General features: G+C 61.4%; 25 protein-coding genes. 7 read left to right on the forward strand and 18 right to left on the reverse strand.

Annotation, left to right across the window (positions count from 1 at the left end):
- Positions 1-25: 25 nt before the first annotated feature.
- From WC421_03810 to WC421_03865, 12 genes are all read right to left on the reverse strand, one after another.
- Positions 26-1,060: a tetratricopeptide repeat protein gene (locus tag WC421_03810; GenBank protein MFA5161351.1), complete on the reverse strand. Its 1,035-nt coding sequence runs from the start codon at positions 1,058-1,060 to the stop codon at positions 26-28.
- Entirely contained in the window at positions 1,026-1,754 is a 729-nt protein-coding gene (locus WC421_03815; protein ID MFA5161352.1) for a hypothetical protein, read from the reverse strand. Before WC421_03815 ends, WC421_03810 begins: the two co-directional genes overlap by 35 nt.
- Positions 1,751-2,134: a response regulator gene (locus tag WC421_03820; protein ID MFA5161353.1), complete on the reverse strand. Its 384-nt coding sequence runs from the start codon at positions 2,132-2,134 to the stop codon at positions 1,751-1,753. Before WC421_03820 ends, WC421_03815 begins: the two co-directional genes overlap by 4 nt.
- Positions 2,124-2,639, reverse strand: coding sequence for a gamma carbonic anhydrase family protein (locus WC421_03825; GenBank protein ID MFA5161354.1), 516 nt, complete (start codon positions 2,637-2,639; stop codon positions 2,124-2,126). The genes WC421_03820 and WC421_03825 overlap by 11 nt, the downstream gene beginning before the upstream one ends.
- The gene (locus WC421_03830; protein ID MFA5161355.1) at positions 2,639-3,703 is read right to left on the reverse strand and encodes a lysylphosphatidylglycerol synthase transmembrane domain-containing protein; all 1,065 of its coding nucleotides are present in this window, start codon (positions 3,701-3,703) and stop codon (positions 2,639-2,641) included. The genes WC421_03825 and WC421_03830 overlap by 1 nt, the downstream gene beginning before the upstream one ends.
- A 221-nt stretch (positions 3,704-3,924) precedes the next feature.
- Entirely contained in the window at positions 3,925-4,317 is a 393-nt protein-coding gene (locus tag WC421_03835) for a hypothetical protein (protein MFA5161356.1), read from the reverse strand.
- 267 nt (positions 4,318-4,584) lie between these two features.
- A complete protein-coding gene (locus tag WC421_03840; protein MFA5161357.1) occupies positions 4,585-5,682 on the reverse strand; it encodes a glycosyltransferase in 1,098 nt (365 codons plus the stop codon).
- Positions 5,683-5,703: 21 nt separating this feature from the next.
- Positions 5,704-6,102, reverse strand: coding sequence for a thioesterase family protein (locus WC421_03845; protein MFA5161358.1), 399 nt, complete (start codon positions 6,100-6,102; stop codon positions 5,704-5,706).
- Positions 6,099-6,515 (reverse strand): secondary thiamine-phosphate synthase enzyme YjbQ, encoded by a 417-nt coding sequence (locus WC421_03850; protein ID MFA5161359.1) that lies wholly within the window; start codon positions 6,513-6,515, stop codon positions 6,099-6,101. Before WC421_03850 ends, WC421_03845 begins: the two co-directional genes overlap by 4 nt.
- Positions 6,512-7,135 (reverse strand): MBL fold metallo-hydrolase, encoded by a 624-nt coding sequence (locus WC421_03855; protein MFA5161360.1) that lies wholly within the window; start codon positions 7,133-7,135, stop codon positions 6,512-6,514. Before WC421_03855 ends, WC421_03850 begins: the two co-directional genes overlap by 4 nt.
- On the reverse strand, positions 7,129-7,464 hold the full coding sequence (locus WC421_03860; protein MFA5161361.1) for a hypothetical protein: 336 nt from the start codon (positions 7,462-7,464) through the stop codon (positions 7,129-7,131). Before WC421_03860 ends, WC421_03855 begins: the two co-directional genes overlap by 7 nt.
- A gap of 72 nt (positions 7,465-7,536) precedes the next feature.
- Positions 7,537-8,373: a hypothetical protein gene (locus WC421_03865; GenBank protein MFA5161362.1), complete on the reverse strand. Its 837-nt coding sequence runs from the start codon at positions 8,371-8,373 to the stop codon at positions 7,537-7,539.
- A 184-nt stretch (positions 8,374-8,557) separates the two neighbouring features.
- Between WC421_03865 and WC421_03870 the strand changes: the two genes are divergently transcribed.
- The 7 genes from WC421_03870 to WC421_03900 all read left to right on the forward strand — a co-directional run bounded on the left by WC421_03870 (position 8,558) and on the right by WC421_03900 (position 15,603).
- On the forward strand, positions 8,558-9,451 hold the full coding sequence (locus WC421_03870) for an alpha/beta hydrolase (protein MFA5161363.1): 894 nt from the start codon (positions 8,558-8,560) through the stop codon (positions 9,449-9,451).
- Between the two features lie 166 nt (positions 9,452-9,617).
- On the forward strand, positions 9,618-10,424 hold the full coding sequence (locus WC421_03875; protein MFA5161364.1) for a hypothetical protein: 807 nt from the start codon (positions 9,618-9,620) through the stop codon (positions 10,422-10,424).
- 1 nt (position 10,425) lies between these two features.
- Positions 10,426-11,073 (forward strand): hypothetical protein, encoded by a 648-nt coding sequence (locus WC421_03880; protein ID MFA5161365.1) that lies wholly within the window; start codon positions 10,426-10,428, stop codon positions 11,071-11,073.
- Between the two features lie 98 nt (positions 11,074-11,171).
- Complete coding sequence (locus tag WC421_03885; GenBank protein MFA5161366.1) at positions 11,172-12,149, forward strand: SUMF1/EgtB/PvdO family nonheme iron enzyme; 978 nt, start codon at positions 11,172-11,174, stop codon at positions 12,147-12,149.
- On the forward strand, positions 12,146-13,057 hold the full coding sequence (locus tag WC421_03890) for a glycosyltransferase (protein ID MFA5161367.1): 912 nt from the start codon (positions 12,146-12,148) through the stop codon (positions 13,055-13,057). Before WC421_03885 ends, WC421_03890 begins: the two co-directional genes overlap by 4 nt.
- A 112-nt stretch (positions 13,058-13,169) precedes the next feature.
- Positions 13,170-14,462 carry a clostripain-related cysteine peptidase gene (locus WC421_03895; protein ID MFA5161368.1) on the forward strand — a complete coding sequence of 431 codons (1,293 nt, stop codon included), beginning with the start codon at positions 13,170-13,172 and terminating at the stop codon, positions 14,460-14,462.
- A gap of 64 nt (positions 14,463-14,526) precedes the next feature.
- A complete protein-coding gene (locus tag WC421_03900; GenBank protein MFA5161369.1) occupies positions 14,527-15,603 on the forward strand; it encodes a glycerophosphodiester phosphodiesterase family protein in 1,077 nt (358 codons plus the stop codon).
- Between the two features lie 248 nt (positions 15,604-15,851).
- Here WC421_03900 and ftsH read toward each other — a convergent pair whose 3' ends face one another.
- The 6 genes from ftsH to WC421_03930 all read right to left on the reverse strand — a co-directional run bounded on the left by ftsH (position 15,852) and on the right by WC421_03930 (position 22,505).
- On the reverse strand, positions 15,852-17,765 hold the full coding sequence (gene ftsH, locus WC421_03905) for an ATP-dependent zinc metalloprotease FtsH (protein MFA5161370.1): 1,914 nt from the start codon (positions 17,763-17,765) through the stop codon (positions 15,852-15,854).
- Between the two features lie 2 nt (positions 17,766-17,767).
- Positions 17,768-18,310: a hypoxanthine phosphoribosyltransferase gene (gene hpt / locus WC421_03910; GenBank protein ID MFA5161371.1), complete on the reverse strand. Its 543-nt coding sequence runs from the start codon at positions 18,308-18,310 to the stop codon at positions 17,768-17,770.
- A gap of 2 nt (positions 18,311-18,312) precedes the next feature.
- On the reverse strand, positions 18,313-20,022 hold the full coding sequence (locus tag WC421_03915) for a sigma-70 family RNA polymerase sigma factor (protein ID MFA5161372.1): 1,710 nt from the start codon (positions 20,020-20,022) through the stop codon (positions 18,313-18,315).
- Positions 20,023-20,031: 9 nt separating this feature from the next.
- On the reverse strand, positions 20,032-21,828 hold the full coding sequence (gene dnaG / locus WC421_03920; GenBank protein MFA5161373.1) for a DNA primase: 1,797 nt from the start codon (positions 21,826-21,828) through the stop codon (positions 20,032-20,034).
- A 68-nt stretch (positions 21,829-21,896) separates the two neighbouring features.
- On the reverse strand, positions 21,897-22,091 hold the full coding sequence (gene rpsU / locus WC421_03925) for a 30S ribosomal protein S21 (protein ID MFA5161374.1): 195 nt from the start codon (positions 22,089-22,091) through the stop codon (positions 21,897-21,899).
- Positions 22,092-22,163: 72 nt separating this feature from the next.
- Positions 22,164-22,505, reverse strand: a complete 342-nt coding sequence (locus WC421_03930; GenBank protein MFA5161375.1) for a histidine triad nucleotide-binding protein — start codon at positions 22,503-22,505, stop codon at positions 22,164-22,166.
- Positions 22,506-22,516: the final 11 nt, after the last annotated feature.

Here is a 22,516-nt window from a genome sequence, read left to right on the forward strand (position 1 = left end):
GCCGCGCCCGGCGGGCGCGGCGGTTTCAGGTGAAAGTTTCCAGATACGCGCAAAGGCCGCAGGATTTCGCGTCCGCGACGGCGCGGTCGTACTCGGCGACGGCGCGGGGCTTGCGGCCCAGCAGGTACAGGCATTGCGCGGCGGAAAGCCGGCTTAAAATCTCGCCCCGCTTCTCGTCGGAGCCGGAGAAAAGCGCCCGCGCCTTCATAAACTCCGCCAGCGCGGATTTCACCGCGCCGCGCTTTAGCAGTATGTTTCCGATTCCCCAGCGCACAAAGCCCAGGTCCGGCCTGTCGCCTATGCCGGAATACAGCCTGTCCGCCTTCCGGTACAGCCGCAGCGCGGCGGAGAGATCGCCTTTCTGGCGCAGCGCGTTGGCCAGGCCGCAGCTTGCATAGGCTTTGCCAAAAGCATCGTCGGAGCCGCGGAAAATTTTCTCCGCCATGCGGTAGTATTTTTCGGAAGAGGCCACGTCGCCGGCCACCCGGCACACCCCGCCCAGCCCGAACCACGCGTATCCCAGCGCGGCCCTGTCGCCCGCCGAGTATTTGGCGGACAGCCCAAACTGCGCGATTGAGCGCCCGAAATCCCCCTCCAGCCGGTAAATGCCGCCCCGCGCCCAGCAGACATAGCCCATGGCGGAATAATCTTTTTCCGCCGCAAAACGGGAAAACAGCGCGTCCAGCAGTTTCATGGCGGGCCTGAGTTCGCCTCTGGCGCGCAGGGCCAGCGCAAGCTCCAGTTCGCACTGGGTTTGAAGCTGCGCGTCGCCGCGCGCGGCTTTGGCGGCGGCGCGGCAAGCGGCAATCGCGCGAACGGCAAGCCCGGATGCGCGCAGGCATTTGGCAAGCCCCAGCAGACAGGCGGCGTTTTGGCCGCCGCGGGCCAGCTTCCGCGCGCTTTCGTACTGCGCCGCCGCCGGGCCGAAGCGGCCCAGCATTCTGGCCGCCTCCGCTTTCAGATACCGCGCCTCAAAACCGCCCTGCCCGTCCAGCAGCTTCAGCGCGGGAGAGGGTTTGTCCGCGTCAAGAAGCCGTTTCGCTTTTTCCGTTTTTGTCATAAAGGGGGCACCCGCCGCAGCGCGGCTTTTTCCTGCAATAATTCTTTCCCAGAGCCACCAGCAGCGCGTGGAATTCGTTGTAAACCCGCGCGCTGCGCGGCAGGCTTGCCTCCAGAAATTCCTGCGCCCGCGCATATCCCGCGTCCGGGCCGAACCAGCCCAGCCTGCCGCCCGTGCGCAGCGTGTACGCGTCAACCACGAAAACTTTTTTTTCGCCGGCGTAGAGCAGAATGGAATCCGCCGTTTCCGGCCCTATGCCCCACAGCGACAGCAGCTCCTCCCGCAACGCGGCGGCCGCGCCGCCGCCAAGCCAGGCGGCCATGTCCGAGCCGGGCTTTGCCGCCAGATGGCGGCAGAACAGGCGCAGCTTTTTCTCCTTCTGGGCGAAATAACCGGAAGGGCGGATAAGCGCGCGCAGCCGCGCGGGCGGGGTTTTCAGCAGCCGCCCCGGCGTCCTGACGCCGGCGCGGTTGAGGTTTTCAAGGGCGCGCTCCGCATTGGCCCACGCGGTGTTCTGTGTCAGTATCGCGCCCAATGCCATTTCAAAGCGGGCCGCGCCGCCGCCGGCGGAATAATCCCCCGGATGATAGCCGGGGCGCGCCGCGCCCTTTTCCGTAACCGGCCACCAGCCCTGCGGCCCGAAAAAATCCAGCAGCCTGCGGTACACGGCGCGCGGCGCGCCGGAACAAATCATTTCGGCAGAAAACGCAGCGCCTCGTCCAGAATGGCGTCCAGGTCGTAGGGCTTGGCCACGAAATGGTCCGCGCCCGCCTCTCTGGCGCGGTCCACCTGCTCCGGCCTGGTCAGCGTTGACATGATTACAATCGGGATTTTCCAGGTGGCATTGTCGGTCTTGAGCGTTTTGCACACGTCGTAGCCGCTTATCTTGGGCAGCATCAGGTCCAGCAGCACCAGCGCGGGCTTTTCGCGGCGGGCCAGCTCTATGGCGGCGACGCCGTCGCGCGCCAGAATCACTTCCAGCCCTTTCAGTTCAAGAACGCCGCAGAGCGCGGTAGCAAGCTCCTTGCTGTCTTCCACCACCAGAACCTTGTGTTTGGGTTTGTCAGCCGTCATGTCCGGCCTCCTTGAACGCCGCCGCAAGCTCCAGATAGGCGGTGTTCGCCCTGCGCAACTGCGCAAGCTCCTCCGGCGAAAGCTGGCGCATTATCTTTGCCGGCACGCCCATGACAAGGCTGCGCGGCGGGATTTTCTTTCCGGGATTTACCACCGCGCCTGCGGCCACGAGGCAATCCTCGCCAATCTCGCTTTCCATCACCACGGCTTTCATGCCGATAAGGCAGCGGTCGCCCACCTTCGCGCCGTGGACCACGGCGCCGTGGCCTATGGTAACGTCCCTGCCGATTATGCAGGGCGCGTTTTCGTTGACATGGATTACGCAGCAGTCCTGAACGTTGCTGTTTTCGCCTATGGAAACTGCCGCGACATCGCCGCGGATTACGGCCATGGGCCACACGGAAACGTTGGCGGCAATATCCACATCGCCTATGACGACGCTGGTCTGGTGCAGGTATGCGCTTGCGGCAACGCGCGGCGAGGCGCTTTTGAATTTCTGTATCATCAGGCCTCCGTTTCCATGGCGATGCGGCGCTCCTGCTCGCGCTCCTCGGCCAGGTCCAGCGGCTCGGAAAGTTTAAGCCCCCAGTAGATGAACACGCTCAGCAGCGCGGGAACCGCGTAATAGGCCAGCCGGAATATCAGGCAGGCCACAAGCGCGGCGTCCCAGGGAACGCCGAATTTGGCGTAGGCGGCGGTCATGGTAAGCTCCATCGCGCCCAGCCCGCCGGGGAGCACCGGAATCAGTGTCATCACCTGCCCCATGGCAAAGCCGCTTATAAGCGGGCCAAGGGCTATATGCTCATGCACCGCCAGGAAGCCCATGTACACTGCGATTATGGTGAAAACCCAGTCCCCGCACACAAGCAGCACCAGCCCCGCCAGCCGCGGCCCGCAACCCTTGATGGTGCAGATGCCATGCTCCAGCTGGTCTTCGAACCGGGCGAAACTCTCATGCGGCACCTGCCCGCCGGAGAACCAGTAAATCACATGGTTGAGGCCGCGGAACATCATCCGTATCCACCGGGAGCGGAAACCCTGGTCAAAAAACGCCTTGAAAAACGCGGAGCACAGCAGCGCGAGAAACGCCGCCCCCAGCCCCGCCTGAAGCGCGTCCAGCCGGCTGGTGCCGGGGCTGAACACTATCCACAGCGCGCCCTCCAGCACTATAAGCGCCAGCGCGGAATAGAGTATCACGCTTATGATGACGCTGCTGGTTACCGCGGCGGCAAAAGGCACGTTGCGTTTTTTGAGCAGATGGGCGCGCAGCGCGAACCCGCTCATCCCCATGGAGGAGACGAAATAATTCACCGTGGTGGCCACCACCGCTATGCAGGAAGCCTCCGCCACGGTTACCTTGTGGCCCAGCAGCCGCAGCGCCTCGCGCAGCGAAAGGCCCATGCACACGTATGCCGACAGCGCCGCCAGCACCGCGCCGAACAGATACCCGTATCTCACATGGGCGATGACGCGCGTCAGCCCGTCATAGCTGCTGCCCACCAGCAATGCCAGCAGGCACAGCGACAGTATCACCCCGCCGGAGATAACCAGAGTCTTCTTACTTGGCATGGCAACGCCATTATATAAATATTACGCCTGTCACGGATGAGCCCGCGCCCGGTTCCCGCGGCTGGCGGCAGGGGGCGCGTCTTTTCATCCGCAGCGGACGAACGAGGAGTGTATGTCGTAGGCGGCTTCGTGCTGCGCCATTATTCTGGCAAGCGAAAAATCGTTTTCCGCGCGGCGGCGGGCGCGGATTGTCTGCGCCCGCCGCCGAGCTCCGGTTGCGTTTAGAAGGGGTTGACGCGGCAAGTCATGCTGTCGCCGTAAGTGATGGTATCCGCGCGAACCTGTATGGATGCCGGCGCGGAGGTGTTCCCGTCAAAAAGCGTCGCAGGCAGGCCTATTACAAATTCGGTGCTGTGTTTCTTTTCCGACCGGAAAACAAGCGCTTTCTGCGAACTCGTTCTGGTGCAGGGATAGAGTCCCATCTCCCGCATTTCGCCGGACCTGGGATTGCGCTCAAACAGTTTGAGCATTCCGGAATCGCGGTTGATGACGCCGGCCACGGAATAGGTTTCGCCGTCGCATATTAATTGCACGCGATTGGCCGGAGCCGCATCCTCGGCGCGGGCCGCGCACGCAAAAACCGCCAGAACCGCCGCTATTGCCAGTTTTTTCATATCATGTTCTCCTTTGCGCCAGTAATTCAATCCTTCTATATTTTCCCAATAAACCGCGCCGCACGCATGAGCCAAAAGTCCCAGACCAACAACTGGCGAAACATTCCAGCGCAAAATCTTCATATGGGGAAAAGTCCGGATAATCTGTGAAAATCTGTGCTCACTCTGCGGATGAAACGCCGTTAAATTATAGAGAAGACGACCGCTTGCCGCGGAGAAGTTTTATCCCCGGATTTGCGGGATTTTCCCTTCGCAAAATAATTCGCGTCATCCGCAGCGGACGAACGAGGAGTGTATGTCGTAGGCGGCTTCGTACTGCGCCATCATTCTGGCAAGCGAAAAATCGTTTTCCGCGCGGCGGCGGGCGGCGGCGCCCATGGCCTGCCGGAACTCCGCCCCGGCGGCAAGCTGGGCCAGCGCGTCGGCCAGCGCGCCGGTATCTGCGGGGGGGACAAGTTTCGCGGTCTCGCCGTCCGCGGCGATTTCGCGGACGCCGTCCACCGCGCTGGCGACCGAGGGCAGCCCCATGCTCATCGCCTCCATCAGCGCGTTGGGCGTGCCCTCCCACAGCGAGGGCAGCGCGAATATATCCGCGGCGCACAGCCAGGGGCGCAAATCCTCCTGCTCGCCGGGCAGGACGTCGCCGCGCAGGCCGCGCGCGCGGGCGCGGGCCTCAAGCTGGGCGCGCAGCGGCCCCTCGCCCAGAATTACCAGGCGCAGCTTCAGGATGGCGGCGGCGTCTATAAGGTAGCGGTGGCCCTTCTGCTCGTCCAGCCGGCCCGCCGCGACCACCAGAACGTCCTGCGGTCCCAGCCCCAGTTCGGCCCGCTTGGCGTCGCGCAGCGCCTTGTGAAAACGCCATTTTACCGTGTCCACCCCGTTGCGGATTACGGCGGCGCGCGCCGGATCATACCCCAGGCTGCCCACCAGGAAATCCCGGCTGGCGGAGGATTCGCAGACGGTAAACTCGTCTTTTGTCCTTGTAAGCGCGTCCAGCCACAGCAGCGGCAGAGCGCGGGTGCGGTAATTTACGCGCGGAGAAGTCAGCAGCGCCGCGCCGCCGCGCCGGGCCAGCCGGCAGAACTGTATCGCGCGGTAGAGGAGGGCGTGTATCACGTCCGGCTTGTGCCGGGCTATTATGCGCGAGAGCTTCATAACATCAAACGGCGCGGGCGCATAGCCGGAGCCCAGCGTCTCCACCGGAACGCCGGCATTCTCAATATCGGCGGCCAGATGGCCCCGGTGCTTTAGCGACACCGCGCACACCGGCTCGTATTTGGCGCGATTGAGGCCGGAGACTATTTTGAGCAGCGTATTCTCCGCCCCGCCGCGCGAGGTGGAAGTGATGACATAAAGTATGCGCATATCAACGTTTGAAATCCGCGCTCAATGCGGCGCGGCGGGGGCGGAAAGCATTTTCTCCCGCAATTGCGCGCTTGCGGCCTGCGGCTCCAGATTTTTGCTGACGCTGACCATCACGGTTTTGGCGCGCGTGGTGACTCTGCCGTGCTGGTTGCGGATGATGTATTCAAACTCCGTCTTTATCTCGCTCATGGCGGTTACTTTGGTTTCTATCTCCAGCTCGTCGCCGTAGAAGGCGGGGTATTTGTAGTCCACCTCCTGCCGGTAGACGACAAACATCAGCCCCTCGTCCATCAGCTTTTTGACCGACAGGCCGCGCGCCTCCATGTACTCCGTGCGCGCCTCCTCCAGGAACTTGAGATAGTTGCCGTAATAGACAACACCGCCGCAATCCGTGTCGTGGTAATATATCCGTTTTTTCATTCGCCTATTATTTTGACAAGCACGCGCTTGTCGCGCCGCCCGTCAAACTCCCCGTAGAATATGCGTTCCCAGGGGCCGAAATCCAGCCGGCCTTTGGTGATTGCGACCACAACCTCCCTGCCCAGCAGCGTCCGTTTGAGATGCGCGTCGCCGTTATCCTCGCCGGTGAGGTTGTGGCGGTAGCGGTCAACGCCGTAAGGGGCCAGTTTCTCGGTCCAGTCCAGAAAATCCTGATGCAGCCCGCTTTCATTGTCGTTTATAAAAACGCTGGAGGTGATGTGCATGGAATTGACCAGGCACAGCCCCTCCCGGACGCCGCTTTTTTCCACGGCCTCCTCCACCCGGTCTGTGATATTGATTATCTCATACCGCTTGCCGGTGTGAATTACAAGGTATTCGGTGAGTGATTTCATGACACCCGCTCCAGAACGCGGACCGCGCATTTGCAGAGTTTTGCGAAATCCGCGCCGTAATTTTCCTGCCCCGGCTTCCAGCCGTAATGCATGGGAACCGCGATTTTCGGATTGATGAGCGCAGCCGCCTGCGCGGCCTCCCCGGCATCCATGGTATAAGTTCCGCCCACGGGAAGCAGGGCTATGTCCGTCCGGCAGGCGGACATTTCCGGGATTTTGTCGGTGTCGCCGGCGTGATAGAGACGCTCGCCGTCTATTTCCGCGATAAAGCCGGTGTGGCCCAGGCTCCCGGCGTGATTGGGTATTTTCAGGTTGTATGCCGCCACCGCTTCAAAGGCGATTCCGGCGGCGGTATTTTTTTCGCCCGGCTTTACCGCAAGGATTTGCCGCCCCAGCTTCGCCGCGACGGCGGCATTGCCCGCGATGACGGTGGAATCTTTCGTTATCAGCGCGACATCTTCCGGCGAGCAGTGGTCGTAATGCTCGTGAGTTATGAAAATAACGCCGGCCTTGTCCGCGCCGGGCTTGAGCCGGAACGGGTCGAAATAAACGGTCAGCCCCCCCTCCGTTTTCACGCGGAACGCGGAATGGCCCAGCCACTCAAGCCTGTCAATCAGCATATGCGCCGGACCTTGTAGCCGGCGGCTTTAAGCTCGGCCTCCACGAAGTCGCGCCTGTCGCCCTGAAGCTCCAGCACGCCGTGCTTGACCGTCCCACCGGAGCCCAGCCGTTTCTTGAATTTCTTCAGCAGTTCTTCCTTGCCTTCGGGGTGCATTTGCAGCCGCTCTATAAGCGTAAGCCCGCTGCCCTTGTGCCCCGCGCGGAAGGAAACGCGCACCGGCTCCGCCTGTTTGGGCCCCGGGCATTTGCAGGGCGATTTGCCGCAGGAGGGGCAGGGCGGTTTCCACCCCGGCTCGTTGGAATAGACCACGTTCCCGTCGCAACTCATAAATCCATTTTAGATAACCTTGCGCGCAAAAAAAAGCCCGCCGTCAGGCGGGCTTTTCTGCCGGCGGGAAACTTACTGCGCGCCGTACCCGTTAAACTTCATTTTCTTTCCGTGGCGGCTGCCGGTATGATGCAGGTTGTAAATCTGGCCGTCGCCGCGAACGACATACATATTATTGCCCATCACGGTGGAGGTGAAGGTGGTTACCGCCCAGGACACGTTCACATTCATGGATGCCACAGGCTCATCCGCGGAACCGGCGTTGACTATGCCTTCCTTGGGTATCTGGCAGACTATATCCATCTTGTGTCCCCAGGAGGCGTAGCCGTCCACCATAACCGTAACGCCCTTGAGGTACTGCCCTTTCCCCATAAACTTCATGCCGGGCACGCCCACTATGGTGTATGTGGCGTCCACCACGGTAAAACCCAGCCAGGTGACATTCATGTAATAGGACTTGGCCACCGGCGGCTGCGCGTCGGTAAGCTGGTCCCATTCCGTCGCGGCGGCGGGGATGGCGTTGGCGTACTGATTCGTGGCCGCAACGACGCCCTTGTTTGTCACCACCACCTTGAATATCTGGGTGCCGGTGTTTATTATCTGGTTCACCGCGTCGGCGATATCGCCTACGGACGTTTTTCCGTCCGGCAGTCCGGGCATGTCCTCCCCCTGCCGAACCTGGGGCGGCACCTCGCGCACGCGCACTGACACCGCGTCCTCCGGGCTGGTGGCCATGGCCTTCTCATACAACTCCGGCGAAGAGCGCCTGAGTTGCTCCAGAAAAGGCTTCATATCGTCCGAAGGGCCGGCAAATCTAAGCCCGGAGGGTCCGGCAGGAATGAAAGCCTGCGCCGCCGCGCCCGCGGCGAAAACTGCGGAAACTGCCGCTGCCAACATCGCTTTTTTCATGTTTGCCTCTCCATGCCGCCCATCGTTATCCACGCGCCCCGCCGCAGGCGAACCTGCGGACGGGACTTTATAACAGGCGTCAGGTAAATGCTATCACGGCGCGGCAGGCGCGCGACAGGGCCAAAAGGCCCACACTCTCCGGTAATTTTACCGGCGGCGCGCATAAATGTTATAAAGGAAGAATATGGCCTTTGTCATCGCCTGGATTGCCATCGGGTCCGTTGCGGCGGCGGCGCTTATCGTTGCCGCAGCCTATTTATACAGCAAGCGCATGCTGCGCCCGCCCCATCACCGCGCGCCGGTTGCCGTATTCCCGGACCAGTTCCGCCTGCCGCACCAGAACACTGTTTTCACCTCGGAAGACGGGATAACCCTGCGCGGCTGGTTCATCCCGGCGGACAATTCGCCCAAAACCATAATTCTGCTGCACGGCTGGGGCAACAACAGGGGCGACGCGCTGGCCGCCACGCATTTCCTGCACGAGGCCGGCTTCAACCTGCTTTATTTTGATTTCCGCTGCTGCGGCGAAAGCGGGGGGGCGGTATCCACCGTGGGCTATCTGGAAACGCGCGATATGGAAGCCGCCCTGGAGTATCTTAAAACGCGCAAGCCGGAATGCGCGCAGGCCGTAGGCGTCTACGGCATGTCCATGGGCGCGGCGGTGGCGGTATACGCCGCCGCCCGGCACGACATCATAAAATGCGTCGCCCTGGAGGCGGCTTTTGATTCTTACGAGAAAGCGGCGGGCCGATATGCCTGGACACATCTCAGGATTCCCTATTATCCGTTCGTGCCGCCCGCGCTTATGTTTGCGCGCATGAAGCTGGGAACGGACCCGGAAAAATTCAGCCCGCAATACCACATACGGGCCGTCAGCCCCAGACCGGTGCTTTTCATACACGGCAGCCACGACGCGCTTGTGCCGCTCAAAGACGCCAAGGCGCTTTTTGAAAAGGCCGGCCAGCCCAAGGAATTCTGGACCGTTGCCGGCGCAAGCCACGCCAAATGCGCCGAGACCGGCGGCGCGGAATACCGCAAGCGCCTGACGGACTTTTTCACAGCCAATCTGAAGGGTTAACCCGGACCATTGCGCCGCGCGGCAGGCCATGATACAATAGATTTGCGCGGGCGAGAGTCCGCACATATATCAAAATCCCGCACGCAGCGGTTCAACGCCGTCCGGCGGAGTTTGCGCGTGATTGGCAGCCGGGGCGGGATTAATCCGGTAAACCGAGGAGAAACTGATGGCAAAGGCAATGATGTCGTTGTGCGCCGCCGCGCTGTGTCTGTCTGCTGCGGCGGTTTCGGCCCAGGATTTTGATTTCCGCTCGTATTACACGGACCATCAGGATGAAATAGAAGCCCGCCGGTCGTCCATGGAATTCCGGTCCCCCGATAGATTCATAGCGCAGGCCGGCCCCGGGCCGGACCTTCCCTGCCCGGTGGACAGCGATGTGCCGGAACGGGTGCAGCAGCAGCTCTCGGACGATTTTGCCTTCATCAAAACCATAAGAGGCTCCTCCGCGTCCAGGCTGCACCGCGAGGTATTCGGCGAAGTGGACGGCGAGAATTACTATAAATTTTTCACCTCGCGCGTGAAATCCATCGGGCTTGACGAATGCGGCGGCGGCAATGCCGTGGCCTGCGTGCAGCCTTATTATGACCCGTCAAAAATGTGGCTTACGCAGAACTACATAAAGTTCAGCCATCCGCAGATAGCGCGGCTTATGGTGGTGTTTCACGAATCCCGCCATACCGAAACCAATCACGGCAACTGGATGCACGCTAAATGCCCGACCCCCTTCGCGGATGAAAACGGCCGCGAATACACCAGCATCTGGACAGGAGCCTCCCTCGCGGGCGAGCCGGCGTGCGACCGCACCGCCTTCGGCTCTTACGGCTCTTCCATGATAATGCTCAAAAACGTCCAGAAATTCTGCTCCAGCTGCACCGACAAGGTGCGCATGGACGCCGGCATATACGCGGACGACCAGTTCAACCGCGTTATAGACGCGCAGGCCAGATCGTCAATCCGCAAGGACCTTTACTAATTTGAACAGCAAAACCGCCTGTCGTTTCCGCGCGGGTTCCGGCGATACGCCGGAACCCGCGCCGTTTACGGCGCGCGCCACGCTGGCCGTCGCGCTGCTGCTGTCCGGCGGCTGCGGCACCGCCGGGGGTCCAGCTCCGGCAATCCGGCAGAACGCGCAGTCTCTGCGGGAGTTGCGCGTTCTTGAGGAAATACTGGCCTCCAGAAACGACAACGATTCCAGACTGGATACCGGGTTCAACGGCCTTTCGCCGGAGACAAAAGCGCTGTTCCGGCAAAAATACGCCAGCCTGCCCGCGGAAGCCCGAAACGAGCGCGGCACCATCGTCTATATTATCGGCAAAAACCTGTCCCAGCCGGAAGATTGGGTTTTCCTGGAGGAAGTTGTCAGGGAAAAGCCATGCCTCAGCCTTCAGAACTGCGCCGCGGCGGCGCCGGCGCCGGACCACGAGCAGCACACCGTCAGCGTCACGCTGGCCTATCCCGCACTGGTCGCGCTGCGCCAGGCGGGCCGCGCCGCCGGCGGCGGCGATAACCGGCGAGCCGTGGCCGTTGCCGAAGCGGCCAGACTGTCGGAATCCAGGACCATATCGAATGCCGCGGTCAGGCTGGAACTGGAACTGCTGCGGCCTGCCGGCAAAACCCCGTAACGGGGGGCATTGCGGCCTTCACAGAATCTCCAGCGACCTCTGCCGCAATCGCCGCTTCACTGAACGGGGCGTGAATTTGTAAGATGGGTTTCAGTTGTATGAACAAAGTCTGCCCCTATTGCGGACACAACCGCAACACGCCCTGGGACGACTGTTGCCGCCGCTGCGGCAAGTCGTTTTTCCATCCGTCGCTTATGCCGGCGGCGGCCAAATGGCTCGCCGTTGCAGCCGTTCTGGGCGGAGCATATCTGCTGTTTGCCGCGAAATACGGGCACAAGCTGCCGCCCGCCGCCTCCAGGCCGGCGGAGTATGTCAAGGCGCGCGCGACCCAGTTGTGGAGGGAAGTCGGGGACAGGGCGCGGTTCAGGCACGGCTTTTCGCCGTCCATAAAACAGGAGAAGGCGCGGCATTCCGGCCCGCGGGACGGGATGGCATACATACCCGCGGGAACATTCCGCATGGGCGCGCCGGAAGAAAACGGCGTCAAAAACAACTGCCCCGTCCGACAAGTCAGCCTGACGGGGTTTTATATGGATATAAACGGCGTAACAGCCGCCGAATACGCGCAATGCGTCGCCGAAGGCGTCTGCCCGGCGGTAACCGGCCCGGCCTGCAACTCCGCCAATCCGGCGCGCGGCAATTATCCGGCAGACTGCGTTACCTGGCACGCGGCGCAGGCCTACTGCCGGTGGCGCGGCAAAACGCTTCCGTCCGGCGCGCAATGGGAAACGGCGGCCCGCGCCGGCAGCGCGGACGCTTATTATTTCGGCGCCGACACCAGGCAGCTGCACCGCCACATCTGGTATGACAGGAACTCTGACGGGCGCACCCATCCCGCCGGCCTGCTGCCGCCCAACGGCTATGGTCTGCGCGACATGCAGGGCCAGATACGGCAATGGGTTCTGGACGATTATGGCCAGTCCTGCGCCGGGCAGAACGCGCCAAAAGGCAAATACAAAATACTGCGCGGCTGCCACGCCGCCGAGGATGAAGAGGCCTGCCGCCTCAGCCGCGTCTCCAAATCCGAGCCCGGCAAATCCGGCGTCTCCATAGGCTTCCGCTGCGCGGCGCAATGAAATTCACCCTTATAATTCCGGCCAGAAACAGCGCGCCGCTGCTTGCAAAACTGCTGCCCGCCGCGCTGGCGCAATCCCGCCCGCCGGAGGAAATTCTGGTGCTGGACACCTGCTCGGAAGACGGCACCGCGCAAACCGCGCGCGGTTTCGGGGCCAGGGTTATAGAAGTGCCCGTTGCGGAATTTGACCACGGCGGCACGCGGACGCTGAGCGGCAGGGCCGCCTCGCATCCGCTGCTGCTGTATATGACAGACGACGCTTTCCCCGCCTCTCCTGACTGTTTTGAAAAGCTGCTTGCCGCCTTTGACGACCCCGCCTGCGGCGCGGCATACGGAAGGCAGCTCCCGAAAGAAAATGCCTCGCCGCTGGCGGCGCATCTGCGGCTGTTTAATTATCCCCCGCAATCCTGCGCACGCTCCTACGGCGACCGGGCAAAATACGGGATAAAAACCGCTTTTCTTTCCAACAGCTTCTGTGCCTACGACAAGGCCGCGCTTGAGGCCGCCGGCTGGTTTCGCGGCAACCTTATTATCGCAGAAGATATGCGCGCCGGGCTGGAACTGCTGCTGCTGGGCCGGACACTGCGCTATCAGGCGGACGCCTGCGTGTATCATTCCCACAATTATTCCGCGCGCCAGGATTTCAGCCGGTATTTCGACATCGGCGTAATGCACGCCCGCGAAAAAACGCTGCTCCGGGAATTGCGCGGCGCCGGGGGCGAAGGATTGCGCTATGCCACCAGCGCCGCCGCATACCTGTGGCCGCGCGCATGGCTGTATCCGCTGCTGCTGTGGCGCACCTGCGTGAAACTGCTGGGCTACCGGCTGGGCATGGCGCACCGCGCGCTGCCGCTCCGGCTGAACAGAAGGCTTTCCATGCATCCCCGCTGGTGGGACAAAAACCGGTAGCGCCGCCCGGCAGCACGCGCCGGAGAAGGCTTCAGCGCGGGAGACTGCTGTTCATCATTGCGCCGTAGCGGAAAACGTGATACCATGCAAACGGTTCCCAGAACAGGAGGAGATGATGCTTAAAAGAACGGTTGCAACAGCGGCCTGTATGGCCGTGTTCGCGGCGCTGGCAGGCGCCGCCGTTAATGCCGATTTCGACAGGGGAGGACAGGGCGTGAAAGCCGCCGCGCGCCCGGAAGCGGCGCTGTCGCAGGAAGTCCCGTCCGCTAAGGCGCAGCCCGCCGTTTTGGAAGAAAAGCAGCCCAGGGCCGCTGCGGACTGGACGCTTATGGTGTTCATGAACGGCAAGAATAACCTTGAGCCCTACGCCTTCAAAAACTTTTACCAGATGGAGCGGGTCGGCTCCAGCGACAAGCTCAACATCGTCGTGGAGTTCGGGCGCATGGCGAAACACTCCTCCAACGACGGCGGATGGAAAGGCTGCCGCCGCTACCTGGTCCAGAAAGCCGACGACAGCAACGCAATCTCCTCCCCCGCGGTGGAAACCTACCCCCAGTGCGACATGGGCGATTACAACCGCGCCATAGACTTCGGCAAATGGGCGATGCAAAAATACCCGGCCCGGCATTACATGTACATCATCTGGAACCACGGCTCCGGCTGGACCAGGGCCGGCAAGCCCGAGGTGATCAAAGCCATTTCCAGCGACGACGAAACCCGACACCGCATCAACACCCCGCAAATGGGCGATATTCTCAAGGCGCTGGGGCATATAGACGTCTACGGCTCCGACGCCTGCCTGATGCAGATGGCGGAAGTGGCCTATCAGATAAAGGATTACACCTCCTTTATTGTCGGCTCCGAGGAAAACGAGGCCGGCGACGGCTACACCTACGACAAATTCCTCAACGCCGCGCTGGCCTCCGGCATGTCGCCCGAAGACGTGGCCAAAGCCGCGGTTGAAACCTACACAGAGCATTACGGCAGCGGCGCCACGCAATCCTATGTCCGGTCAGCCGCGCTCAAGGGGCTTCCCGGAAAGCTGGACGCCTTTGCCGACGCCGTCATGCTTGGCGGCGACAAGGCCGCGGTGCAGAAAGCGCGCGCGGATGCCCAGCATTTCGCCGTGGAATACAATTACCGCGACAATGCGGACCTGGGGCACTTCGTGTCGCTTGTTATAAATTCGCCCGGCTGCCGCGAAGATGTGAAAGCCGCCGGCGGAGCGCTGCTGGACTATCTCAACCGCGAGGTGGTGGGCCTCAGCCGCGTAACCGACGATTATTCCAACGCGACCGGCCTGGCGATATACCTGCCCGCGCAGGGATACAACATGACCTACGACGAGCTGGCCTTCGCCAAATCCGGCAAATGGCCGCAATTCGTCAAATGGCTGCTTAACTGAACGGCAAACTATTGAAAAAGGCCCGCGCCCGGCGCGGGCCTTTTTTTCATCACGGAGGACACAAATGAAACGGCTTATACTGGCGTTCCCTCTGCTGGCGGGGGCGGCTTTCTCGGCGGAGACGCCGGAAAAGCACATTCAGGTCTACGCGCACAGGGGAATGCGTTCTTTTTTGCCAGAAAACACGCTGCCGGCCTATGATGCTGCGCTGCGGCTGGGAGTAGACTGGGTGGACATGGACGTAATTCTCACCAAAGACGGGCAGGTGCTTGTCTCCCACGACATGGCGCTGAACCCCGACATAACGCGCGGCCCGGACGGCAAATTCATCGCGGAAAACAAGGAATCGCTCAAAACCCTTTCCACAGAGGAGCGCGCGGCTTTCAACCGCAAATACGCCGTTCTCGGCATGACGCTGGAACAGACGCGCGTCTTTGACGTCGGACGCCTGAACAGGAGCAGCGCGTATTCCCGCTTTTTCCCGGACCAGACAGCGATTGACGGAACCAAAATGCCACCGTTGCGCGAGGTGCTGGAGCATGTGAGCCGCATCGCCGGAAGCGGAGTCGGCTTCCAGCTTGAGATGAAGACGGATCCCGCGCATCCCGAATACAGCCCGGACCCGGCAGCTTTCGCCAAAGCGGTGTACGGGGCGGTGTCCGCCGCCGGCGCGCTGGACCGCACCGAGATACAGGCTTTTGACTTCCGCTGCCTATACGAACTGCAAAAGCTAAACCCGAAGGTGAAAACAGCCTACCTCACCTCGCGCGACAACGAGCGCGGCGGCGAGGACGATTTTTTCAGCCCGGATGCTGCCGCCGCCGGACGCTGGACGGGCGGAAAGCTGGTTAAAAATTACGGCAATTCCATTCCGCGCATGGTAAAGGAATTGGGCGGCTTTGCCTGGGAGCCGGAGGACGCCCAGCTTACCAGGCAATCGCTGGACGAGGCGCGCGGGCTGGGGCTGAAGGTGGTTGTCTGGAGCTGGCCGGAGAAAAACGGGACGGCCTTTGACCCCGCCATGATGGCGCGGCTGATAGACTGGGGCGTGGACGGAATAATCACCGACGACCCGGGACGGCTTTCCTCAATGCTGGCGGCGCGGGGGCTGCGGCTGCACAAACGCTGCGATATTCCATAACCTGAAAGTTTCAGTTGGTGCGAGGACCGAGGCGAAAAAGCGCGAGATAATGCCGAACAAAATTATCCGCGCGTGCTTCACAGCACGAAAGGATAATTTTGTGAAGGCAGTATGAAGCGATTTTTCGCCGAATCCCGCAGCCAACTGAAACTTTCAGGTAAACCTGAAACTTTCAGGTAAACGCGCCCGCGGCTGGCGGCAGGAACAGGGGCGGCGGAATACCGGGCAAAACGGCAATACGCCCCGGCCTATGCCGCCTGCGGTTCGGGAAGCGGCTCATCCCCGCCGTCCGTTTTCGGGACCGGGATTTGCTCCGGCTCCGGCGGAACCTGCGGCGCGGGCGCCGCTTCCGCCGGCTTCGGGTTGAGAATGGCGTCTATCTCGGCGGCGTCAACCGTCTCTTTTTCCAGCAATTTCATGGCAAGCGCGTCCAGCGCGTCCCGGCGGGAGGACAGCAACTCCTTCGCGCGCACGTACGCGGCCTGGACTATGGCGAAAACTTCCTCGTCTATCTCGCGCGCGGTGGTGTCGGAATAGTGCTGCGGGCGCGCGATATCGCGCCCCAGAAACACCTCGCCGGAATCCTTTTTAAGCGACACCGGGCCCAGCTTTTCGCTCATCCCGTATTCGGTTACCATCTCCTGCGCGTAGGCCGTAACCTTGGCAAGGTCGTTATGCGCCCCGGTGGTGATTTCGCCGAACACTGTTTCCTCTGCGGCGCGCCCGCCCAACGTTATCGCCAGCCGGTTGAGGATATGGCTCTTGGTGGTCATGTAGCGGTCTTCAATGGGCAGCTGAAGCGTGTATCCCAGCGCGGGGCCGCGCGGTATTATGGAAACCTTGTGCACCGGGTCGCTGCCCGGTATCAGCTTGGCCACCAGCGCATGGCCGCTTTCGTGATAGGCGATGATCTTCCGCTCCGCCTCGGAGATGATGCGGCTTTTGCGCTCCGGGCCGGCGACCACGCGCTCGGTCGCGTTTTCCAGGTCGTGCATATCAACGGCTTTCTTGTCCTTGCGCGCCGCCAGCAGCGCGGCCTCGTTTATGGCGTTGGCCAGGTCCGCGCCCACAAAGCCCGGCGTCTGCCGCGCCACAACGGAAAGGTCAACGGTAGGCTCCAGCTTGATTTTTTTGGCGTGGACCTTGAGAATCTCGTGCCGGCCCTTGATGTCGGGGACAGGGACATTGACATGCCGGTCAAAGCGCCCGGGGCGCAGAAGCGCGGGGTCCAGCACGTCGGGGCGGTTGGTGGAGGCGATTAGAATTATGCCCTCTTTGGACTCAAAGCCGTCCAGTTCTATAAGCAGCTGGTTGAGGGTCTGCTCGCGCTCGTCATGTCCGCCGCCTATGCCGGCAAAGCGGTGGCGGCCCACGGCGTCCAGCTCGTCTATGAAAACAATGGCGGGCGGGTTGCGCTTGGCCTGCTCAAACAAATCGCGCACACGGGAGGCGCCGACACCCACAAACATCTCCACAAATTCCGAGCCGGACGAGGTGAAAAACGGAACCCCCGCCTCGCCCGCCACGGCGCGGGCCAGCAGCGTCTTGCCGGTTCCCGGCGGGCCGTAAAGCAGCACGCCCTTGGGCAGGGTGCCGCCCAGCTTCTGGAATTTCTTGGGGTTTTTGAGGAAATCTATAATATCCTTGAGCTCCTCCTTAGCCTCGTCGCAGCCGGCTACGTCTGCGAAGGTTGCCTTCTGCTTGGAAAGGTCCTGCTCCTTGGCGCGCGAGCGGCCAAACGCCATCGCCTGCTTGCCGCCGGACTGCATTCCCCGCATGAAGATAAACCACCACAGGAAGAAAAACAGCGCTATCCAGCCGATATTGAGCAGCAGGCTGGTAACCCAGCCGCGGTCCGGCTCGCCCTGAAAGTTGACTTTGGCCTTTTCCAGGTCCTCCACCAGCCTGCCGTCGTTTAGCGGGATGGCGCGGAAGAGGACGGTCTTGCCGCCGTCGCTGTACTCGCCGTGGATAAGGTCCGGCCTGATGGAGAGCTTTTTCACCGTCCCGGCGGCGACTTTGGCCTTGAAATCGGAATAGGCGATTTCGGTTTCCTTCGGCTGGGTCTGCATCCGCTGGTAGAACATCAGTATCAGCGCGAACGCCATAACCCACAGCAGCACCTGCTGCAACGGATTGAACTTCTGTTTCTTTGGAGGCATGGTTATATCCTTGTCTTCTTCAACGTTCCGACATAGGGCAGATTGCGGTAAAGCTCCTTGTAATCCAGCCCGTAGCCGACGACAAACTCGTCGTCTATTTCAAACCCGCTGTAGCGCACCGGCACGTCGGCTTTGCGGCACGGTTTCTTGTTGAGCAGCGCGCAGATGGAAAGCGATTTGGGTTTTCTGGTGTTAAGATTGTCCAGCAGATAGCGCATGGTCAGGCCGGAGTCCACCACGTCCTCAATGAGGATGACGTCTTTGCCCGCTATATTTTCCCGCAGGTCCAGCAGCAGCCGCACCACGCCGGAGGATTTCATCCCGCCGTTATAGGAGGACGGGCAGATGAAATCCATGGAGCAGTCTATGCTTATGTTCTGCGCCAGGTCCGACAGGAAAAGCGCGCAGCCGCGCAGCACGCCCACAAGCACCGGCTTTTTGCCGGCGAAGTCGCGCGAAATCTCGCGCCCCATGGCGCGGACGCGGGCCTTAATCTCGTCGCGCGAGACCAGGACTTTTTCTATGTCGGGATGAATATCCGTCATGTTCAGTCCGTATAATCCCGCAGCAGCTTGCTGCGCGAGGGATGGCGCAGCTTCCTGACGGCCTTGGCTTCAATCTGGCGGACACGCTCGCGCGTAACTTTGAATATGCGGCCCACTTCCTCCAACGTGCGCGGATACCCCGTGCCGATGCCGAAGCGCAGCTTGATAATCTCGCCCTCCCGCTCCGAAAGGGTTGCCAGGACGTTGTTGACCTCCTGCTGGCGCAGGAAATCCACCGCGGAGGAGGCGGGGCCGGGGCCGCTTTTATCCTCTATGAAATCCTCCAGGTGGGAATCCTCGTCCTCGCCGATGGGGGTGGCAAGCGATATGGGGTCCTGCATGATTTTGAGGACGTTTTTGACCTTTTCAACCGAGATATGCAGATGCTTTGAATACTCGTCCAGCGCGGGGTCGCGCCCATGCTCCTGGCGGTAGCGGTTGGTCACCTTGGTGAGCTTGGAGACAAGTTCCTTCATATGCACCGGGATTCTGATGGTGTTGGCCTGGTCGGCTATGGCGCGGTTAATGGACTGCCGTATCCACCAGGTGGCGTAGGTGGAGAATTTGAAGCCGCGCTTGTATTCAAATTTCTCCACCGCCTTCATCAGCCCCAGCCCGCCTTCCTGTATGAGGTCGGACAACTCCAGGTTGGAGTTCACATGCTTTTTGGCGATGGAAACCACAAGCCGCAAATTCGCCTTTATGAGCTTGAGCTTGTCTATCAGAATCATGTCTTCCAGGAACACTATGCGCTCGTTGAGCGACATGAATTCTTCCAGCGAGATGGGCAGCATATTGGTTGTCCGGCGCAGCCGGTCCCGCACGGCGGTCATGTTTTCCAGCGCGGCCTCCACGGCGTTTAGGCCGAAGCCCGTCCGGTCCTTGAACTGCGAGGGGGAGAGCTTGCCGCGCTTGGCCTGCTCGCAGGCTTTTTGTATGTTGTCGTATTTGCCGAAGCGCTTTTCGTAACGCTCCAGCTCGAAGCGGCATTCGGTGACTTTGCCGGCTATGCTTTTGATTTTGTTGGTCAGCCGCTTGATTTTGTCCTGATTCAGATTCAGCGCTATTATCTGCTCCACCACCGCCTTGCGCCGCTTGTCCAGCTCGTGCTCCAGCTTGCGCCTTTTGACCTCCGGCATTGAGGCTGCGCGCAATTGCGCCATTATGGCGGTGATTATCTTCTCGTTTTTGGAGATGAATTTGGCTGTCTGCTTGAGCTTGCGGCGCATGGCGGAAAGCTCCTGTATGGACTTTCTGCCGCGGGGCATAAGCTCCTTGGGCGTCATCTCGTTCTGCTCCACCAGGTCTTCCCAGGAGCAGATTTCGCGCATGGTGATGGGGGATTCAAGCACCAGCTGGCGCAGCTCCCGCTCGCGCTCCCGGATATTGCGGGCGAGGGTGATTTCCTCGTCCCGGGTCAGCAGCGGGACCTTGCCCATCTCGGAGAGGTACATTCTTATGGAATTGGAAATATCGGGGTTGGAGACCCATTCCTCGGTATAAGCCTCTTTCTCGGCCATGGAGACGGCCTTGTAATTCTTGCGGTCCACAACCTTGATGCCCAGGTCGTCGAGGGTGGTCATCAGGCTGTCCATCTCCTCGCCGCTCATGGTGGCAGACATCAGCGAGCGGTTTATATCCTCCAGCGTCAGGTAGCCATGCTCCTTGCCGACCTCTATCAAATCGCGCAAAGCCTTGTTGTATTGGGCCATGATATTCTCCTATGGGTTGCGTCCCGATTTAAGCGACACGGCTATCTCGCACTGTTCCTTCAAAAGCGCCGCCGTATCCTGCCCGGCGGCGGAAACCCGCTTTATTTCCCCTTTAAGCTCCGCAAATCTGCGCGCCAGATACTGCCGCCGCACGCGGACGACGCAGGTTTCAATGTCGCGCGCGCCGTCAAAATCCGCGGGCAGCGGCTGCGCCGCCAGCCTGGTTACCAGAGCCGCTTCTTCCGGCTGGGACTGCCGCGCCAACGTGGCCGCCAGGCAATCCGCCGCCGCGCCGGAGCGGGCCAGCTTCATCACCTCGCGCAGCAGGCCGAAGGCGCGCGGGCTGGAAAACTCTTCCGGCGACAATTCCGCCGCCGCCATGCAGCATTGCGGCGCGTGAAGCGAAAATCTGACAAGGTCGCGCTCCTCCACCGGCATTTCCGGCTCGGGCACGGGCGCGGTTTCCGGCGCGTGGCGGCGCGGCGCGCGCGGGGAGGCCTCGGCCTGTTTTCTGGCCAGAATGCCGGTCAACGCTTTTTCTATGTCCAGGCTGGGCAGCGAAAGCATGTCGGAAACCGCTTTTGTCCACTCCACCCGCACCAGCTTGTCGGGATGGCGGGAGACAGTCTCCATCAGCGCGTCGGCGGCGCGGGTCTTGTCCTGCGCGGCAAGCGCGCGCAGCGGCCCGCCGGACTCCTCGCGCAGCAGCCGCGCGTGGAAAGCCAGCGCATCCTCGGCCCCTTCCAGCGCGGCGTCAAAGGCCGCCCTGCCGTGCTTGAGCAGATATTCGTCCGGGTCCAGCCCGCCGTCCAGCGAGGCCGCCTTCACAAACATCCCCGCCGAAACCAGCGTGTTCGCCGCCTTAAGCGCGGCTTTTTTTCCGGCGGCGTCGGGGTCAAAAAGCAAAAGCGCGCCGTCGCAATAGCGTTTCAGCAGCCGGGCATGCTCCTCGCCCAGTGCCGTGCCCAGCGGCGCCACCGCATTCTCCTGCCCGAACTGGTGGCAGGCGATGACGTCCATATACCCCTCCAGCACCAGCGCGCAGCCGGCCTTGCGTATATGCGGCCCGGCCTTGTCTATCGCAAAAAGCGTTTTGCTCTTGGAAAAAAGCGGAGTGTCGGGCGAGTTGAGATATTTAGGCTCGCCCTGGCCCAGTATTCTGCCGCCGAAACCCGTCATCTCGCCCCGGTGGTTCTTGATGGGGAAAAGAACGCGGCCCCGGAAATAATCCCAGCAGCGGCCCTCCCCCCTGCCCATAAGCCCGGCGCGGAACAGGATATCGTCCGCATGCCCGGCCTTGCGCGCGGCTTTTATGAAAGCGTCCGATTCCGCCGGCGCCCAGCCCAGCTCGAAAGCCGAGATGAAAGCCGGCTGTATCCCGCGCTTGTGAAGATATTCCAGCGCGGCCCGGCCCGGCGGCCCCGCCAACTCCTTGTGATAAAATGATTTGGCGAAATCCAGCGCGCGGCGCATGTCCAGCCGTTCCTTTTCCCCGCCGGAGAGCGAGCCGGAAGCCCGCCACTCCAGCCCGGCGCGGCCGGCCAGCTTTTCGCCGGCTTCGGGGAAGGTGAGACCTTCTATTTTCATCAGGAAACCGAAAATATCCCCGCCCGCCTGGCAGCCGAAGCAGTAAAACAGCCCCTTCTCCTGGTTGACGGTGAAGGAGGGGGTTTTTTCGTCGTGAAAAGGGCAGCAGGCCTTCCATGTCCGCCCCGCTTTTTTAAGCGAAGGGACATACTCGCGCACGAGTTCCACTAGATCAACCCGTTCGCGTATGGAATCCAAGCTGGCGCCCGAATCTCGCATGGTATAAATGATAGCCGTAACTCCTCCCCCCTGCGGGGGGAGGAGTTACGAATTGGCGATAACCCGTATCAGGAATGCCGGCGTCTTGACCGGCGCATTTTGCGCTGCGCTTCCTGCGATTTCAGCTTGCGCTTCACGCTGGGGCTCTGGTAAAACTCCCGGCGCTTGATTTCCCGCAGAATGCCGTTGCGCTCGCACTCGCGCTTGAAACGTTTTACTGCCTCTTCAAGCGGCTCTCCTTCGCGCACTTTCACGAAAACCATGTCTATCACCTGCCTTGTCCGTAGAAATAAATTGACGCTGCCTTTCCCCGCCGCCGGGGTTGCGGCGGCCCGCTATCCGGGCGGCCAGTTCATGCGCCGCCCGCCGAGCAAATGGTAATGCAAATGGTCCACCGACTGGCCCGCGCTCCTGCCGTTGTTTGTCACCAGCCGGAATCCCCTGTCCAGCTTCAACTCTTTGGCCAGTTTTGCGGCGGCAAGCTGTATTTCGCCAAGCAGCGCGGCGTCCGCCTCCCCGCATTCGGCAAGTGAGGCGATATGCTTTCTGGGAATTAAAAGCACATGCTCCGGCGCCTGGGGGTTGAGGTCGCGGAACGCCATCACGCGCTCCGTCTCCAATACCAGCCGGGCGGGAACCTCGCCGGAGGCTATCTTGCAGAATATACAGCCTGACATACTGCTATTTT

It is taken from the genome of Elusimicrobiales bacterium (assembly GCA_041651175.1).
Classification (GTDB): Bacteria; Elusimicrobiota; Elusimicrobia; order Elusimicrobiales; family Elusimicrobiaceae; genus JAQTYB01.

What these genes read in the sequence shown, in the direction of transcription:
- WC421_03810 (MFA5161351.1), bottom strand. Translation starts at nt 1,060, where the DNA reads ATGACAAAAACGGAAAAAGCGAAACGGCTTCTTGACGCGGACAAACCC.
- WC421_03815 (MFA5161352.1), bottom strand. Translation starts at nt 1,754, where the DNA reads ATGATTTGTTCCGGCGCGCCGCGCGCCGTGTACCGCAGGCTGCTGGAT.
- WC421_03820 (MFA5161353.1), bottom strand. Translation starts at nt 2,134, where the DNA reads ATGACGGCTGACAAACCCAAACACAAGGTTCTGGTGGTGGAAGACAGC.
- WC421_03825 (MFA5161354.1), bottom strand. Translation starts at nt 2,639, where the DNA reads ATGATACAGAAATTCAAAAGCGCCTCGCCGCGCGTTGCCGCAAGCGCA.
- WC421_03830 (MFA5161355.1), bottom strand. Translation starts at nt 3,703, where the DNA reads ATGCCAAGTAAGAAGACTCTGGTTATCTCCGGCGGGGTGATACTGTCG.
- WC421_03835 (MFA5161356.1), bottom strand. Translation starts at nt 4,317, where the DNA reads ATGAAAAAACTGGCAATAGCGGCGGTTCTGGCGGTTTTTGCGTGCGCG.
- WC421_03840 (MFA5161357.1), bottom strand. Translation starts at nt 5,682, where the DNA reads ATGCGCATACTTTATGTCATCACTTCCACCTCGCGCGGCGGGGCGGAG.
- WC421_03845 (MFA5161358.1), bottom strand. Translation starts at nt 6,102, where the DNA reads ATGAAAAAACGGATATATTACCACGACACGGATTGCGGCGGTGTTGTC.
- WC421_03850 (MFA5161359.1), bottom strand. Translation starts at nt 6,515, where the DNA reads ATGAAATCACTCACCGAATACCTTGTAATTCACACCGGCAAGCGGTAT.
- WC421_03855 (MFA5161360.1), bottom strand. Translation starts at nt 7,135, where the DNA reads ATGCTGATTGACAGGCTTGAGTGGCTGGGCCATTCCGCGTTCCGCGTG.
- WC421_03860 (MFA5161361.1), bottom strand. Translation starts at nt 7,464, where the DNA reads ATGAGTTGCGACGGGAACGTGGTCTATTCCAACGAGCCGGGGTGGAAA.
- WC421_03865 (MFA5161362.1), bottom strand. Translation starts at nt 8,373, where the DNA reads ATGAAAAAAGCGATGTTGGCAGCGGCAGTTTCCGCAGTTTTCGCCGCG.
- WC421_03870 (MFA5161363.1), top strand. Translation starts at nt 8,558, where the DNA reads ATGGCCTTTGTCATCGCCTGGATTGCCATCGGGTCCGTTGCGGCGGCG.
- WC421_03875 (MFA5161364.1), top strand. Translation starts at nt 9,618, where the DNA reads ATGGCAAAGGCAATGATGTCGTTGTGCGCCGCCGCGCTGTGTCTGTCT.
- WC421_03885 (MFA5161366.1), top strand. Translation starts at nt 11,172, where the DNA reads ATGAACAAAGTCTGCCCCTATTGCGGACACAACCGCAACACGCCCTGG.
- WC421_03890 (MFA5161367.1), top strand. Translation starts at nt 12,146, where the DNA reads ATGAAATTCACCCTTATAATTCCGGCCAGAAACAGCGCGCCGCTGCTT.
- WC421_03895 (MFA5161368.1), top strand. Translation starts at nt 13,170, where the DNA reads ATGATGCTTAAAAGAACGGTTGCAACAGCGGCCTGTATGGCCGTGTTC.
- WC421_03900 (MFA5161369.1), top strand. Translation starts at nt 14,527, where the DNA reads ATGAAACGGCTTATACTGGCGTTCCCTCTGCTGGCGGGGGCGGCTTTC.
- ftsH (MFA5161370.1), bottom strand. Translation starts at nt 17,765, where the DNA reads ATGCCTCCAAAGAAACAGAAGTTCAATCCGTTGCAGCAGGTGCTGCTG.
- hpt (MFA5161371.1), bottom strand. Translation starts at nt 18,310, where the DNA reads ATGACGGATATTCATCCCGACATAGAAAAAGTCCTGGTCTCGCGCGAC.
- WC421_03915 (MFA5161372.1), bottom strand. Translation starts at nt 20,022, where the DNA reads ATGGCCCAATACAACAAGGCTTTGCGCGATTTGATAGAGGTCGGCAAG.
- dnaG (MFA5161373.1), bottom strand. Translation starts at nt 21,828, where the DNA reads ATGCGAGATTCGGGCGCCAGCTTGGATTCCATACGCGAACGGGTTGAT.
- rpsU (MFA5161374.1), bottom strand. Translation starts at nt 22,091, where the DNA reads ATGGTTTTCGTGAAAGTGCGCGAAGGAGAGCCGCTTGAAGAGGCAGTA.
- WC421_03930 (MFA5161375.1), bottom strand. Translation starts at nt 22,505, where the DNA reads ATGTCAGGCTGTATATTCTGCAAGATAGCCTCCGGCGAGGTTCCCGCC.